Consider the following 16313-nt stretch of genomic DNA (forward strand, 5'->3'; position numbering starts at 1 on the left):
TCAGCGCGCCGCGCCTAGCTTTCCGGCGAAGGCATTTGCGGTTTCGGCAATCAAGCTCCCGAACGTCGCGCGGTAGGCTTCTGCGCTGGTCGGCGTGACTTCGTTGTCACGCGTCTTCTGCGCGCTACCGCCACCCAGCAAGACACCAATCGCGCCTACCACCAGATCATTGCGCTTGGTCTTGGCGGTGGTGGTGTCCGCACTGGTGAAGACGCCGGCGTCGCCGACCAGCTCGTCGTCCAGCGCCACCCAACCGTTGTGGCGCATGCGGCTGTTGCCGAAGGTGCGGCCACCGGCTTCGGTGACGAACTGCAACGCGGTTTCGTCGGCCCACAACATCGGCGACACCGTGACCTTGGCGCGCGCGGTCATGCCGCTGAACAAGCCGTTGTGCTTGGGGTTGTTCGGCTCGCCGAACGACGCCAGGTAGTTGATGTGTAGCAGCGTCACGCCCAAGGCCTTGGCGATCTCGCCTTCCTTCGCGCCACGTCCCTGGTTCTGCACATCGATGCGCTCACCGACGCTGCCGCGCAACACATCCGATTTGTTGCTGGACTGGTAATACGCCAACAGACCGGTTCCGCTGGGCGCGAAGATCTTGCTGATCGTGGGCTTGCGATCACCGAAGTGCTTGTCCTCATTGATGTATGGCGATGGATGGCCGTATTTGACGCCGAGTTCGCGATAAGTGGCGTTGGACTGCAGCACGGAAGGATCCACCACTTCAAAGCCGGCCTGTTGCAGCGCAGCCACGGTGTCGGCATAGGCCTTGTCGGTGATCGCCTGGAAATCCGCATCATCCACGCCAGCCAGCGTACTGCTGACATCGGCACGTGCCGCACCGCGCGTGGATTTCCCGTTCAACTGGGTGAAGAATTCGACGCCGAATTCCGCGATCGCGACCTTGTTTTGACCCTTGATGGCAGCGGTAGAAACATCGAGTTCCGGCGTTCCTGCCAGCGCGACCAATGGCAACGCCAGGCAGACGAATGGGACGAAGGCCAGCAGGACCAGCCGCTTCTTGACGCGCATGTTTGTTCCCCTTGTTGGTCGATACCGACGGGCGGTCAGTACGTGTCCTTCTTGCTCGTTTCCAGCATGGTCTCGGCGACCACCTCGAAGGCGTCCGCACTCTTGGCCACCACCTGGGTCACGGCTTGAAGGTCTTCGGCGGAAATATCCGCGGGAACCTGGGCGACGTAATAGAACACGCTGTCATCGCCGGAGGTTTTCAGCACCCAGCCACCCAGCTTCTGATTGCCGGACTTGAGCATCGCACCGGAGGTCAGTACCGCTTGGGCGGTGAGTTCCTCTTCGGTCTGCGGCTTCGACATCTTGCCGCCAATCGACAGCACTTCGCGGATGCGCATGCCACCAAGCGCCTCCGTCGGCGTGCGCACCCAGACGATTTGCGAGCGCCCGCCGTCCACGGCGAACAGCAGCTTGTAGTCGCCATCCCCGTCGACTTCGTATTTAAGCCCCGTGGCATCCAGCTTCTTGCCGACGGACGCATCCGGCGAAGCGGCATGCAGATTGCCGGCCACGAACAACAAACTCCCCAATACAGCGACATGATGCAGTTTCATGTTCATGACCTCCCCCTTGGTTGACGCAGCAAGGCTATGCAAGCGTTCGATCTGCCGACATACCCAGTTCTGGGGGGAGCCCGCCGCAATGCCTTGACGGCGACGATGGGCCTGCGCAGTCTTCGGTATCGCTCCAGGGGGAACCATCGAATGCGAACGGGTCTGGTGCTCGAAGATCAGCCACCGCTTGCGCGCTGGCTGCAGGAAACCCTGGAGGCGTGTTTCCCGGGCATCCGCGTGACCCATGCCGCGACACTGGCCGCAGGATTGCGCCATGTGGAAAACGAGGCGCCTGATATCGCCTTGGTCGATCTTGGCCTGCCGGATGGTTCCGGCATCGATTTGATCCATGCCATCCACCGCCGCCACCCCGATTGCCAAATCGTGGTCACCACCATCTTCGCCGATGATCATCACCTCTTCCCCGCGCTGCGCGCGGGTGCCGATGGCTACCTGCTGAAAGATCAACCGCACGAGAAAACCGCGCAGGCGTTGCGTGGCATTGCCGCAGGCGAACCGCCATTGTCGGCGAGTATCGCGCGACGCTTGTTGCGCGTATTCGATACCGAAGCCGCCAGTCCGGAGGCAAGTGACATCACACTTACGCCTCGCGAACGCGAAACACTGGCATTGATCGCCAAGGGCTACAAGATCGCCGAAGTCGCCGCCCAGCTTGGCGTCAGCTACCACACAGCGCACGAGTTCATCAAAAGCATCTATCGCAAACTGAAGGTCAACAGCCGCGCCGAAGCCGCGCTGGAAGCCACCCGCCTCGGCCTGGTGAATCCGCATGCCTGACCCGAACCTTGTCGCTGAATCGAACGAACCCGCAGCAACGTTGCCAGCACGCATCGGCCCCTACCGCATCCTCGGAATCCTGGGCGAAGGCGCGAGTGGGCGCGTGTACCTGGCCGAGGAAACCGAACCTTCGCGCGAAATCGCGTTGAAAGTACTGCGCACCGCCAGCCTGCCAGCCGAAGCGCGCCTGCGCTTTCGCCGCGAGGCGGAATTGCTGGCCCGGCTGGAGCACCCTGCCATCGCCCGCCTGTACGCCGCGGGCGTGGCCGACACCGAAGCAGGCCCATTGCCCTGGCTTGCGATGGAACGCGTGCAGGGCCACGACCTGCTGACTTGGGCGAACGCGCAACCGGCACCCAGCATCGACGCGAAGCTCGCGCTGCTGGCAGAAATCGGCCGCGCCGTGCATTACGCACATAGCCGCGGCATCGTCCACCGCGACCTCAAGCCCGCCAACATTCTGGTAGACGCGAACGGCCAGCCGCACGTGCTCGATTTCGGCGTTGCCCACATGACCCGCGAGGACGCGGCGATGACCATGGATGGCCAGGTGCTGGGCACCGTGCCGTACATGAGCACCGAGCAACTCGCAGGTTCGCGCGCGGCCGACGATCCGCGCAGCGATGTGTATGCGCTTGGCGTGATCGCCTATCAGTTACTCAGCGGCGTACTGCCCTATCCCGGGCTGTCCACTTCGACGGTCATGGAAGCCATCGCGGTACTGCGCGATGCGCGCGCCGAACGCTTGTCGCTGCATCTTCCGCAAGCACGCGGCGACACCGAAACCGTGGTGATGAAGGCGATGGCCGCCGAGGCCACGCAGCGCTACGGCACTGCCGCCGAACTGGCCGAGGAACTGGATCGTGTGCGCCAGCGCCAACCGATCATCGCCCGCGCCCCGACTGCCGGCTATCTGCTCAGGCTGTTCGTGCGGCGCCATCGTGCGTTGTCGGCCGCAATCGCGGTGGCGGCATTGGCGCTTGTCATCGGCAGCGTTGTCTCGATCCGTTACGGGATGTTGGAAGCGCGCGCCCGCGCCGAGGCGGATACCCGCGCAGCGCAGCTGGATGCATCGAATGCATTCCTTGAAAACATCCTGGCGGGTTCCGATCCTGAAGTCCTGCGCGGGCACCCGCCCAGCCTGCGCGAGTTCCTCGATGCCGCGCGGGTCTCCCTGGATAATGATCACTCGGTCCCCATGCCAGTGCGCGCCCTGGTTGCGCGCACGATGGGCCTGACCTTTGCGCGGAGCGGCGATGTCGAACAGGGCTTGGCACTCATCGCTTCTGCGCAGGCTGCGCTCGATGCAACGCCGGGGACCGATACCTACACCCGCAACCGCCTGCGCCTGGCGCATGCGGAAGTGTTCAGCGCTGCAGGACGATATGCCGGCGCCTTGCAGCTGCTACAGCCATTGCTGGCCGAACCGCAACCGCGCGACAAGCTTGGACAACGGTTATGGCTGGAGGCGCGCTCCCAGGCCGTCACCGATACCGCTACCCTGGGCCAAACACAGCAGGCCATCTCGGCCATCACACCGCTGCGTGCAGATTCCGAACGCCTGCTCGGCCTTGACGACAAACTGAGCCTGGCGATCGCTTCCCAGGCCATCCAGTTGCGCCATCAATCCGGCGACGGCAAGGGCGCGCTCGCCGACTACGAAGCCCTGTTGCCTGTTCTGCAAAAAACGCTAGGCCCATACCATCCGGATACATTCACAGCACGCCTCGCACAAGCAGCCATCGTTCGCGAATTGGGCGATCTCCCCCGTTCCGAGGCGCTCACGCGGGCACTGATGGCCGATCTCGACCGCACGCTCGGCCCGCGCCACATGCTCACCATCACCACCCACTTCATGCTGGCGGCAGCACTGCAATCGCAGGATCCGGCATCGACCGAGGCCGTGGCGCTGATGCGCGGCGTACTCGCGCAATACCGTGCGCAACTCGGGCCTGACCATCACTACACGCTGAGCGCGATGAGCGCACTGGCCGTATTCCTGCAGAAACAAAACCGTTACGAGGAAGCCGCGGCGCTATCGCGCCAAGCATTGGAATCGGCGCAACGGCAGGGTTTTGCCGACGGACCGGAAACGCTTTCGCACGAGAACGCCTACGCACTGAGCCTGATGCATCTTGGGCGCCTCAAGGAAGCCTGCACGCGCTTCGATGCGCTCGTTCCACGCGCACGCAAGGCGCTCGGCGAGGCCCATCTACAGACCATCACTTTCACCGCCAATGCCGGCGAATGCCTGTTGCGCGCACATGAGCCTGCACGGGCACTTGCCTTGCTGGAGCCGGATTACCAGCTTGCCGTGAAGCATCTGGGTCCTGCCCACCCACAAACGGCGCTGACCAGCCAGCGGCTTGCCGATGCCTATCGCACGCTTGGGATGCAGGCCAAGGCCGGCGCCCTGCTGCGAGCCGACCTGAAATAAGCGGGGAAACCCGGAAGCAAAACTGGCAACATCGCGCCATGCCCTGGTTTGCCATGTTGCCCGCCCTCGTCTTCGCGATGCTCGCGCTGTGGTTTTGGCGCCGCCAGCGGGTACTGCGCTCGCAACTCGACGACTTGCGCGAGACGGCTTCCGCCCAACTGGCCAACGAACGCCGCCAAGGCGCGGAAGACGAACGCAAGCGCCTGCTGGATGACCTTCACGACGATATCGGCGCCAAATTGCTGACCCTGATCCATACCCTGGAACAACCCGGACAGGCCGACCTGGTGCGGTCCGTCGTGCAGGACTTTCGCGACATCGTCAGCCGCAGCCACCAGGACGCATGCACCTTGCTGCAAGCGCTGGGCGAAATCCGCGAAGAAACCGAGGCCCGCCTGGAGGCGGTTGGCAGTTGCCTCGACTGGGAACAGCATCCGGACACGCCAGACCCGAACCTGGACGAACAGCAGACGCTGCACCTGTTCCGTATTGCGCGTGAGGCCGTGACCAACGCCTTGCGGCACGGCCATGCCAGCCGGGTACGCATGCGCGTCCGCGCGATCGGCCACGAACTGCTGTTCGATGTGACCGACGACGGCCCTGGACTGGCTTCGAATGCAGGCAGGGCGGACGGCCGTGGCGTTATCGGCATGCGCCACCGCGCCGAGGCCCTGAACGGCAGCGTCGGCTGGGAACCCGGCACGACCGGCGGCACCAAGGTGATCCTGCGGTTCCCGCTGCCAGCGGCACCCACCGAACCGGTATAATCCCGCCCGCACGGTGGGAGAAGCGCGCGGGCCCCGGCCACGCCGCGCTGCCGAAGGCGCAACCGCCCGGAATCGCTCAGGCCGAAGACCGCCGTGTGACTACACTCTGGAGAGATCGGCACCGCATTGGACAACGCGGCGCCGGCGCCGAAGGGGCAAGAAGCCGTGCGGATCCCCTCCCCGCCCGCGCGCTTCCAAACTCTCAGGCAAAAGGACAGAGCGGGCATCCCTCTCACGCGCAATCGCGCTTCCGGATGCCGCCATGACCCAGCCTTCGCTTCGCTCGCTCGAGCACCACGACGCTTTCATCGAACGCCATATCGGCCCGAACGATGGCGAGATCGCCGTCATGCTGGAAACCGTCGGCCATGCATCGCTCGATGCGCTGACCGATGCCATCGTGCCGGCTTCGATCAAGTCCGCCGCACCGCTGGCCTTGCCGCAGTCGATCACCGAAGTCGATGCGCTGGCGAAGATCCGCGCCATCGCCGCGAAGAACAAAGTGCTCCGCAGCTTCATCGGCCAGGGCTATTACGGCACCCACGTGCCGAATGTCATCCTGCGCAATATCCTGGAGAACCCGGCGTGGTACACGGCGTATACGCCGTACCAGGCGGAGATTTCGCAGGGCCGCATGGAAGCGCTGATCAACTTTCAGACCATGTGCGCCGACCTCACCGGCATGGAGATCGCTAACGCTTCGCTGCTCGATGAAGCCACCGCCGCGGCGGAAGCGATGACACTGGCCAAGCGCTCGTCCAAGTCGAAGTCGAACACCTTCCTGGTCTCCGGCGACAGCCATCCGCAAACGATCGAACTGCTGCGCACCCGCGCCGAACCGCTGGGCATTGCCATTGAACTGGCAAACTCGGCCGACGAGTGGAAGGCGGCCATGGACAAGGGCGATTTCTTCGGCGTGCTGATCCAGTACCCGGCGTCCAGCGGCTGGCTGGCGGACTGGACGCAGGACTGCGAAACCATCCACGCGCGCGGCGCGCTGGTGGTATTCGCCACCGACCTGTTGGCACTGACCCTGCTCAAGTCGCCGGGCGAAATGGGGGCCGACATCGTGATCGGCAATACACAGCGCTTCGGCGTGCCGTTCGGTTTCGGCGGCCCGCATGCGGCCTTCATGGCCTGCCGCGATGCATACAAGCGCTCGATGCCGGGCCGCCTGATCGGCGTGTCGATCGATACCGAGGGCAACAAGGCTTACCGCCTCACCCTGCAGACGCGCGAGCAGCACATCCGCCGCGAGAAGGCGACTTCCAACATCTGCACCGCGCAGGTCCTGCTGGCGGTGATGGCGTCGATGTACGCGGTGTATCACGGCCCGGACGGACTGACCCGCATCGCCTCGCGCGTGCATCGCCTCGCGTCCATCCTCAAGGCTGGTTTGTCCGAGTTGGGCTACAGCCACGATCACCACGGCACTGCCTTCGACACCATTTCGCTGAAGACCGACGGCAAGACCGATGGCCTGGTCGCGCGCGCCGCCTCGATGGGCGTGAACCTGCGCAAGGCGTGGAACGATTACATCTGCATCTCGCTGGATGAAACCACCACCCGCGCCGACATCGAATTGTTGTGGCGCATCTTCGCTGGCGACGATGCAACGCTGCCGAGCATCGACGCGCTGGATGCTAGCGCGCCGTCGCTGATCCCGGCCGAGCTGCAGCGCACCAGCAAGTTCCTCACCCACCCGGTGTTCAATACGCATCACAGCGAACACGAAATGCTGCGCTACATGCGCTCGTTGGCGGACAAGGACCTGGCGATGGATCGCACCATGATCCCGTTGGGCAGCTGCACGATGAAGCTCAACGCCACCGCGGAAATGATCCCGGTGACCTGGCCGGAATTCGGCAACCTGCATCCGCTGGCACCGGCGGACCAGGCGCAGGGTTACAAGGAACTGATCAGCGGCCTGGAAGACATGCTGGTGGAATGCACCGGCTACGACGCGGTCAGCCTGCAACCGAACTCCGGCGCGCAGGGCGAGTACGCCGGCCTGCTGGCGATCCGCGCCTACCACCGCGCCAACGGCCAGCCGCAGCGCGACATCTGCCTGATCCCGGAATCCGCGCACGGCACCAATCCCGCCTCCGCGCAGATGTGCGGCATGCAGGTGGTGGTGACCAAGTGCGATGCCAACGGCAACGTCGATGTCGAGGACATCCGCCGCATGGCCGAGAAGTTCAGCGACCGCCTGGCCGCGATCATGATGACCTACCCGTCCACGCACGGCGTGTTCGAGGAGGGCGTGGTCGAAATCTGCGAGATCGTGCACAAGCACGGCGGACAGGTGTACACCGACGGCGCCAACATGAATGCACTGGTTGGCGTGGCCAAGCCCGGCAAGTGGGGTTCGGACGTGTCGCACCTCAACCTGCACAAGACCTTCTGCATCCCGCACGGCGGCGGCGGCCCGGGCGTGGGCCCGTGCGCGGTCAAGTCGCACCTCGCGCCCTTCCTGCCGAAGGCCGTGCAGGACGACGGCTTCGCGACCTCCGGCGTCGGCAATGGCGCGCTGGTCAGCGCCGCCAGCTACGGCAGCGCCAGCATCCTGCCGATCAGCTGGATGTACATCGCGATGATGGGTGCCGATGGCCTGCGCAAGGCGACCCAGGTCGCGTTGCTCAATGCCAACTACATCGCCAAGAAACTCGCACCGCATTACGAGACCCTGTACACCGGCCGCAACGGCCTGGTCGCGCACGAATGCATCCTCGACCTGCGGCCGATCAAGGACGCCACCGGCATCAGCGCCGAAGACGTTGCCAAGCGCCTGATCGACTTCGGCTTCCACGCGCCGACACTGAGCTTCCCCGTCGCCGGCACGCTGATGGTTGAACCGACCGAGTCCGAATCGCAGCACGAACTGGATCGCTTCATCGACGCGATGATCCAGATCCGCGAGGAGATCCGCATGGTCGAGCGAGGCGAACTGGATCGCGAGGACAACCCGCTCAAGCACGCCCCGCACACCGCCACCCAGGCGGCCGCGGCGAAGTGGAACCACGCCTACAGCCGCGAGCTCGCGGTGTTCCCGCTGGCTACCCTGAAGCAGCAGAAATACTGGCCGCCGGTCGCCCGCGTGGACAACGTCTACGGCGACAAGAACGTGTTCTGTTCCTGCGTGCCGATCGGCGACTTCAAGGACGAGCCGGAAGCCTTCAGCGAGCCGATGGTGTCCTGAACGGGGAAGAAGACACCGCGCATCGGACGCGTTACAGTCCGATGACGCGGTGACCCTGCAGGACGGCCCCGGGAGAGGGGGACATCCACGACAACGCATGGTGAACATGCCCAGCAGGGGCACCCGGTTCAATTCACTACCGGGGAGATAGCCTGATGTCAGTGCGTGCCGTGCCGAACGTCCACCGCCTTACCCTTGCCCTGCTCGCTGCGTTGGCCTTGCCGGCGGTTGCGCAGGAATCCAGTACGACGGATAAAACGGACAAGGTAAAGACATTCGAACAAGTCACGGTTACTGGCTCGCGCCTCAAACGCACCGACATCGAGGAAGCGTTACCCGTCACGATTATCCAGAAAGCGGAGATCGATGCGCAGGGCATTACGTCTGCCGAACAACTGTTGCAGCAGCTGAACATCGCATCCAACGGATCGGACAACCTGGCGGCCAACAACTCCATTGCATCAGGCGAGGGACGGGGAAACCATGGCGTGTCCGGTGCCAACCTGCGAGGGCAAGGTGCCGATGCGACACTCGTGCTGCTCAACGGTCGCCGCGTATCCGCACACGGACTGGCCGGCCAGGTGGTCGACTTGAATTCCATTCCTTTTCAGGCGATCGAGCGCGTCGAAGTGCTACGCGACGGGGCATCGGCCGTGTATGGAACCGACGCGATCGGCGGCGTTATCAACTTCATCACCAAGACCGACTACCAGGGGCTGTCGCTTTCTGCAGGCACCGACATCACGCAGGAAGGCGGCGGCGATATCCATCACATCGACTTATTAGGTGGATTCGGCGACCTGGACACCGATCACTGGAATGTCTGGGTTGCAGGAACCGTGAAGAAAAACCAGATCCTGCGCGGCACCCAGCGCGACTTCACCAACAGCTTCCAGCCGGATCGAGGCCTCTCGCCCGACTCGCGCGGCGGCTCCTACGCCACCATCGGCAATGGACTGGGAAGCCTGATCAATACGCCCACGAACAGCGGCTTGAACGACCCGCTGGATAACAGCATCCAGCAGTGGGTGAACATCGCCGACCTTCCCGGTGGAATCGGTTGCGAAAACGCAGGCGACCTGATGGGACCGTATGGCGACCAGATCTGGAATCTGGCCTATCGCTATGCCTGTGCGTGGGACTACGGCCGGGCCCGCACGTTGCAACAGGCGGTAGACACCAAACAATTGATCGGTCGCTTCACCTACAAGATTTCCGACAATCATCAGTTCTACCTTGAGGCCATGGGTTCCGAAGTCCAGGCCAAGCGACGCTTCGAAGCGTTGCAATTCACCACGACGGTGGGCGCAGGACCCTCGGCATTGGATCCGTATCCGCTGAATGGGTTGACCCAAGACACCTACGACACGATGTACGACGCGCTCGTCGGCTACTTCGGCGCTACGCCGAAACTCGTTTACGGTAATCCGATCAATTTTCGCTGGCGCTGCTACGAATGCGGCCCACGCGAATACACCACTACCACCCGCGCCATGCGGCTGTTACTGGGCCTGGACGGCACCATTGGAAATTGGGACTACTCGGCAGGACTCTCTCGATCCAGCAGCAAGGCAAGATCCGTGCTGACAAGCGGCTTCGTCTTTACCGCGCCACTGAAACAGCTGATGAAGAGTGGCCAGCTCAACCCATTCCTGCTGCCTGGTCAGACACAGTCGCCAGAAGTGCTGGCGGCACTGGAGGCGATGTCGGCCAATGGCACCGAGCTGTACCACGGCGAAACCACGACCACGACGCTCGACGCCACCTTCAATGGCAGTCTTGGCTTCAAGTTGTGGGCAAGCGACGAGGTGCAGGCGGCGGTAGGCGCCGAGTGGCGTCGCGAGGAATACGAATTCGATGGTCCAGCGCTGTGGAACACGACGGCGAACCCCACCACCGGCGGCAGCGCCTGGATCTACCAAGCCGCAGGTGACGCAACCAACTACATGTCGGGCAAATCGCGTACCGTCAAGGCTGTGTATACCGAGTTCCTGGTACCGGTCATTGATTCACTCAACTTGACCGTATCCGGTCGCTACGACGACTACAGCGGCTTCGGCGGCACGTTCAACCCGAAGTATTCATTCAAGTGGCAACCGGCGGATTGGTTGGCGTTCCGCGGCTCTTACAGCACTGGCTTCAAGGTGCCGGATTTCGCCAGGCTGTTCCGCGGCACGACCGAATCGCCCAGCGTCGGTTCGGGCGTTGACATCGCCGACCCGGCGAAGTGCCCAGGTGGCGACCCGCAGGCTGGCGTTGCTGGCTGCGAAAACATCTGGCCGACCATCCTCACCGGCGGCAATCCGGCGCTGAAACCGGAAGAGTCCGAGCAACGCAGCATCGGCGTGGTATTCGCGCCGGGCGACCGCTTCAACATGAGCGTCGACTGGTGGGAAATCGAACGCCTTTCGTCGATCCGCTCCACGTCGTTGCGTGAGCTGAAGGACAACTACGACATCTTCACCGAGAACTGGATACGCGACTCCAGCGGCAATGTCGTACAGATCGACCAGCGTTACGTGAACACGGGCGGCACGCTGACCCGGGGCATCGAGGCGGACGCCAACCTGCGCGGCGAAGGTTTCGGCGGAAAATGGAACATCAACCTCAACGGCAATTACCTGGATCAGTACAAGACCAAGACCCTGGAAACATCGCCGTGGAGCGCCAACCAGGTCGGCAAGTTCACCACCTGGGGCATCCTGCCTCTGAAATGGAAGCACACGCTCAGCTTCGGCTGGGCCAGGGGCGACTGGACGCACGCGCTCACCCAGATCTATCGCAACGGTTACCTCGACGCACCCGCATCCGGCTACCAGCCGACCAGGATCAGGACAGGCGTGTACGTGCCGCCTGACTACAAACCGAAAGTCGACGAGTACATCACCTACAACTACTCGGTGAGCTGGGCCGGCATCGACAAACTGAAGGCCACCTTCGGCGTCCGCAACCTGCTCAACACCGATCCGCCATTCACCCTGGCCTACCTGGATTACGGCGGCGGCTCGGCATGGGAGCCGCGCGTGGCCGATCCGCGTGGGCGTTCATTCAACCTGCTCTTGGAATACAGCTTCTGGTGACTCGTTAACGCCTTGATTTGCCAGAAAAAAGAAGGCCCCGCAATGCGGGGCCTTCGCGTTTCATACCGTCGCTTCCGCTCTCGCTCAATAACCGTTCTTCTTCAGCCACGCATCGACCTGCGGCTTGCGTTCCGCGCGCAACTTGATGCGGGTCTGGATGCCGGAGATCACGGTCTCCGCGTCACGCCGCGAGGTCGCTGCGATATGCGCATCGGCGAAGGCGCGGATCTTGTCGACCATCTTCGGGTCGGTCGCATTGCCGCCCAAGCCCGGGTAATAGCGTGCGCGCGAAGTCGAATCGACCAGCTTGTCGACCTGTTCACGATGCGCCACCGCGAAGTCGAATGCCATGTCCGGATGCTCGCGCGAGACCGAGCCGATCATGCCCGCGCTGTTGGTAACGCCAGGCTCATCGGTCAGGGCCATGTCCAGCGCGCGCCTGGCCAATGCCTCGTCCTTGGCCGCCGCCAGCAGGCCGTAATACTGGTCGCGGATCATCGACGACTTCTCAGCCTTGGCCATCGCATGCAGCTTGTCCCAGGTCACCGCATCGGCATTGCGCGCGACGATGCCCAGCACGGTGCGCCGCAGGTCCGGCGACAACGACTTGGGATCGGCGAGCGATGCATCGAAACGGCGGCGCGCTTCGGTGATCACCTTCGCATCGCCCAATCCGCTGAGCGTGCCGATCAGGCCGGAGCGCAGCTGCTTCGTCGTGGCGCTATCGCCTTCCTTGTTGTCCCAGCCCAGTTGTTCGAACTTCGGCGACAATCGGGACAACGCGTACTTGCGGGCGGCCGCCTGGCGCTTGGCATCGCCCTCGAACATGTCGTCGATGCCGCCCAGCGTGCCAGCCACCATTTGCCACAGGTTCGGCGAGGCATCCAATGGCACCTTGCCGGTCAGCTCCAGCATGTCCGATTCCGGCTGCAGGCCGACCGCCGCCAGCGCGCTGGCATCCATCATCAGGCCCAGCTGATCGGCCACCGGCAGCTTGGCGAAGCCATCGCTCAGCGCCTTGAACTGCGCCGACGCATACAGCGTGCGGTAGTAGCCCTTCTGGCCGTCGTTGACCAGGATCGGGCCGCAGCCCGGCAGTTCCACGCTGGCCTTGCCGTCCACCAGGGTGCGCGCCACGGTACCGTCGGCACCGCGCACGGCCACCGGCACGTGCCAGCGCAGAGGCGTCTTGCCGGGACGGTCGATGGTGTACTCGCCCTGCTCCAGCGCGACCACGGTCTTGCCGGCGGCGCAGCTGGCGCTGGCCTTGATCAGCGGCACGCCCGGCTGCAGGGTGAAATCGTGCGCGACCTGCACGAAGGACTTGCCAGGCGCGGCCTTGTCGATCTCCGCCCACAGGTCGTCGGTGACCGCATTGCCGTAGGCGTGTTTCTTGATGTAGCTGCGCACGCCGCTGCGCCAGTTGTCGGAGCCCACGTAGTCTTCCAGCATGCCGATCACCGCCGAACCCTTGCCGTAGGTGATGCCGTCGAAGGCCTGGCTGGCCTGCTCCACGGTGGCCACGTGCTGCACCACCGGATGGGTAGTCGCATAGGCGTCACGGCCCATCGCACCACGGCTGGTGTAGACCGCATCCACGTTGTCCTGGTCCCATTCCGGATGCAGCTTCTGGGTGGTGCGTCCTTCCATCCAGGTAGCAAAGCCCTCGTTCAACCACAGGTCGTCCCACCACGCCATGGTCACCAGGTCGCCGAACCACTGGTGCGCGATCTCGTGCGCGGCGGTGGTGAACACGCGCTGCTGGTCGGACACATTGGAGATGCGCGGATCCAGCAGCAGCGCAGACTCGAAGGTGAAGATCGCGCCCCAGTTCTCCATCGCGCTGAAGAACTGGCTGCGACCGGGCGCGGCGATGTTGTCCAGCTTCGGCAGCGGGAACGGCACGCCGAAATAGTCGTTGTACTCGCGCAGCACGTCGCGGCTGGCTTCCAGCGCATAGCGCGCCTGCTCCACCTTGCCCTTCTGCGCGATCACGCCGATCTCCACCGGCTTGCCGCTGCCGTTTTCGCCCATCAGCGTGGCGCGGTCGAACTCGCCCAGGCTGAGGAACAGCAGGTAGGTCGACATCTTCGGCGAAGTCTGGAACACCACCCGCTTGATGCCGTTGCCGGCATCCTTCTCGCTGGCGATCGGCATGTTGCTCACCACCATCTCGCCCGTCGGTGCGTTGACGGTCAGGTCGAAGGTGGCCTTGAAGTCGGGCTCGTCCCAGGACGGCACGAACTTGCGCGCGTCGGAATTCTCGAACTGGGTGTACAGCGCGCGCTTCTGCCCGGCTTCGGTCTGGTAGTCCAGCGCGAACAGGCCATTGGCCTGGGTGTTGATCACGCCGGTGTAGTCGGTGGTCAGCACGTAACCGCCCGCGGCCAGCGGCTTGTCGAAGGTGAAGGTCGCGGTCTGGTTGTCGGCATCCACGCTCACTTTCGGCGTCAGCTTCTTGCCGGCCTTGGTGACCAGTACGCTGTTGGCGAAGGTCATGTTGGCCGCCTGCAGCACGATGCTCGAAGTCGGCATCAGGACATCCAGGCTGATCTTCACCTTGCCGTCGAATGCCAGCTTGTCCGCATGCGGCGTGACGTCGATGGCGTAATGGCTCGGACGCGCCGTGCGCGGCAGCTGTGTGGTGACCTGCGCGGATGGCGCGGCGGCCACCATTTCGGCGGTCGCCTGCGCGGGCGCCTGGAATGCGGCGCCGAAAAGCGCGAGCGTGATTGAGGCAGTCACCAGGTTGCGGCGCATGGGTTGTCCTTGGTCATGGGAGACGCGGGCGGCAGTCGCCGGCGAAGGTTGCGATCATCGCCAACGCGGGCGTCCAGCGGCAGCGCCGAAAGTCATGGCAGTCCACTCTGTGGCGAAACCTGCGCACCCCGGCGTTTGCTGAATGGGCTGCAGTTGCGACGCAGGCCCGCTTGCCAATGCAATTGGCCGCAGGCACGGCGTTGCCGCGTTGATGATGGGATAGGCAAACACACGCAAACCTGCCGAGGGGAGTTGCCATGCACAAGCGCCGTTCCGCCGCCAACCCGCGTTGGCTGGCTGCCGCCATGCTGATGTTCGCCTTCTGCGCTTATCCCACCGTCGTTGCAGCGCAGGATCAGCACGCGGACGACCAGGCCAGCGACGACGAAGAACCGACCGATGAACCCGCGGACGAAGCCGACGATCAGGCGAATGAAGCCGACGACACGACCGACCAGGCCGATGACGATCACGGCATGGCGATGCACAACGATGAGGCCAAGCCTCAGGATCAGGTCGATGTTGGCGACACGACCGATGATCAGGACGATCCGATCGAAGACGATGTCGCCGACGATGCCTGGGCCGGGGACTGGGATGAGGATGAAGACGAACAGGACGATGCCATCCCGGTCGACCATTCGCTGTTCGCCAAGGACGAGTACGTGTGGATGGTCGACGAAGAGGATGACCACGCAGAAGATTCCGTCGGCGGCGGCATGCCAATGATCCGCACCAGCAAGCGCGTCGCCGGCAAGTCCGGCAAACCCAGCCACAAACCGCCGCGCAACCCCGGCGACGACGAGGACACCGTCTATTCCTTCGGTGGCCTGCCGATCGCGGCCAGCTCGGTGCCGTGGCAGGCGCAGATCCTGTATCCCGCCGCGCCGCCGCAACCCGACGACAAGCGTCCTGCCTGGCAGCGCCAGCACTACTGCGGCGGCGCCCTGATCGCCACGGAGTGGGTGTTGACCGCCGCCCACTGCATCGACCAGTACAAGGTCAACCTCGGCTTCAAAGTCAGGATGGGAACCCGCGACATCTCCAAAGGCGATGGCGTGTTCTACAAGATCGATCGCATCGTGCGCCATTCGCAGTATGTGGACAGCAAAGATGTGAGTGTCTCCCCCAACATGTACGCTAACGACATCGCGCTGGTGCACATCGTCCCGGACGGAAAACCGGGCCCCGTCAACCCTCGCCTCGTGAGCCGGATCGAACTCAACCGCACGCCGTTGTCGGCATCGACGCAGGTATCGGCCACCGGCTGGGGCGTGACCGGCAGCAGCGAAAGCGCCAACACCATGAACGCAGTGCTGTTGCGTGTCGACTTGAAGGCGATGCCGAATGCCGTTTGCCGGAACCGCGACGGCTATGGCCCGGGCTCGCAGAAGATCAAGGACGTCGTCTTCTGCGCGGCCAACCCGAAGCAATCCACCTGCCGCGGGGACAGCGGCGGCCCGGTGGTGCTCACCAACGGCAAGCCGCTGCTGGTCGGCCTCGTCAGTTGGGGCAAGAAGAAATGCGCGGGCGATGGCCGCCCGGGCGTCTACACGCGTATCGACCAGTACACGCAGTGGATCGATCAGGCGATGAAGCTGCCCCCGGATCGAAACGAATTTCCCTGAGGAAACGCCCGCCCGGAAATACGGAAGGCCGCCTCGTGGCGGCCTTCCGCTTGTTGCG

General features: G+C 63.8%; 9 protein-coding genes and 1 riboswitch. Of the genes, 6 read left to right on the forward strand and 3 right to left on the reverse strand.

Annotated elements, in window-relative coordinates:
- The gene (locus tag G7079_RS10415) at positions 1 to 1032 is read right to left on the reverse strand and encodes a hypothetical protein (protein WP_166057239.1); all 1032 of its coding nucleotides are present in this window, start codon (positions 1030 to 1032) and stop codon (positions 1 to 3) included.
- 35 nt (positions 1033 to 1067) lie between these two features.
- Positions 1068 to 1592, reverse strand: coding sequence for a hypothetical protein (locus G7079_RS10420; protein WP_166057240.1), 525 nt, complete (start codon positions 1590 to 1592; stop codon positions 1068 to 1070).
- A 144-nt stretch (positions 1593 to 1736) separates the two neighbouring features.
- Between G7079_RS10420 and G7079_RS10425 the strand changes: the two genes are divergently transcribed.
- The 5 genes from G7079_RS10425 to G7079_RS10445 all read left to right on the forward strand — a co-directional run bounded on the left by G7079_RS10425 (position 1737) and on the right by G7079_RS10445 (position 11867).
- The gene (locus tag G7079_RS10425) at positions 1737 to 2384 is read left to right on the forward strand and encodes a response regulator transcription factor (RefSeq protein WP_166057241.1); all 648 of its coding nucleotides are present in this window, start codon (positions 1737 to 1739) and stop codon (positions 2382 to 2384) included.
- On the forward strand, positions 2377 to 4821 hold the full coding sequence (locus tag G7079_RS10430; protein ID WP_166057242.1) for a serine/threonine-protein kinase: 2445 nt from the start codon (positions 2377 to 2379) through the stop codon (positions 4819 to 4821). The genes G7079_RS10425 and G7079_RS10430 overlap by 8 nt, the downstream gene beginning before the upstream one ends.
- A 38-nt stretch (positions 4822 to 4859) precedes the next feature.
- Positions 4860 to 5588 carry an ATP-binding protein gene (locus G7079_RS10435; protein ID WP_166057243.1) on the forward strand — a complete coding sequence of 243 codons (729 nt, stop codon included), beginning with the start codon at positions 4860 to 4862 and terminating at the stop codon, positions 5586 to 5588.
- Between the two features lie 96 nt (positions 5589 to 5684).
- Positions 5685 to 5816, forward strand: a riboswitch (glycine riboswitch).
- 34 nt (positions 5817 to 5850) lie between these two features.
- The gene (gene gcvP / locus G7079_RS10440; protein ID WP_166057244.1) at positions 5851 to 8787 is read left to right on the forward strand and encodes an aminomethyl-transferring glycine dehydrogenase; all 2937 of its coding nucleotides are present in this window, start codon (positions 5851 to 5853) and stop codon (positions 8785 to 8787) included.
- Between the two features lie 155 nt (positions 8788 to 8942).
- Positions 8943 to 11867: a TonB-dependent receptor gene (locus G7079_RS10445; RefSeq protein ID WP_166057245.1), complete on the forward strand. Its 2925-nt coding sequence runs from the start codon at positions 8943 to 8945 to the stop codon at positions 11865 to 11867.
- Positions 11868 to 11951: 84 nt separating this feature from the next.
- On the opposite strand, the gene G7079_RS10450 is transcribed toward G7079_RS10445, so the two are convergent.
- A complete protein-coding gene (locus G7079_RS10450) occupies positions 11952 to 14627 on the reverse strand; it encodes a M1 family metallopeptidase (protein WP_166057246.1) in 2676 nt (891 codons plus the stop codon).
- A 257-nt stretch (positions 14628 to 14884) separates the two neighbouring features.
- Here G7079_RS10450 and G7079_RS10455 point away from each other — a divergent pair, with 257 nt between their 5' ends.
- The gene (locus G7079_RS10455) at positions 14885 to 16255 is read left to right on the forward strand and encodes a serine protease (protein ID WP_166057247.1); all 1371 of its coding nucleotides are present in this window, start codon (positions 14885 to 14887) and stop codon (positions 16253 to 16255) included.
- Positions 16256 to 16313: the final 58 nt, after the last annotated feature.

The organism is Thermomonas sp. HDW16 (genome assembly GCF_011302915.1).
Taxonomy (GTDB): domain Bacteria; phylum Pseudomonadota; class Gammaproteobacteria; order Xanthomonadales; family Xanthomonadaceae; genus Thermomonas.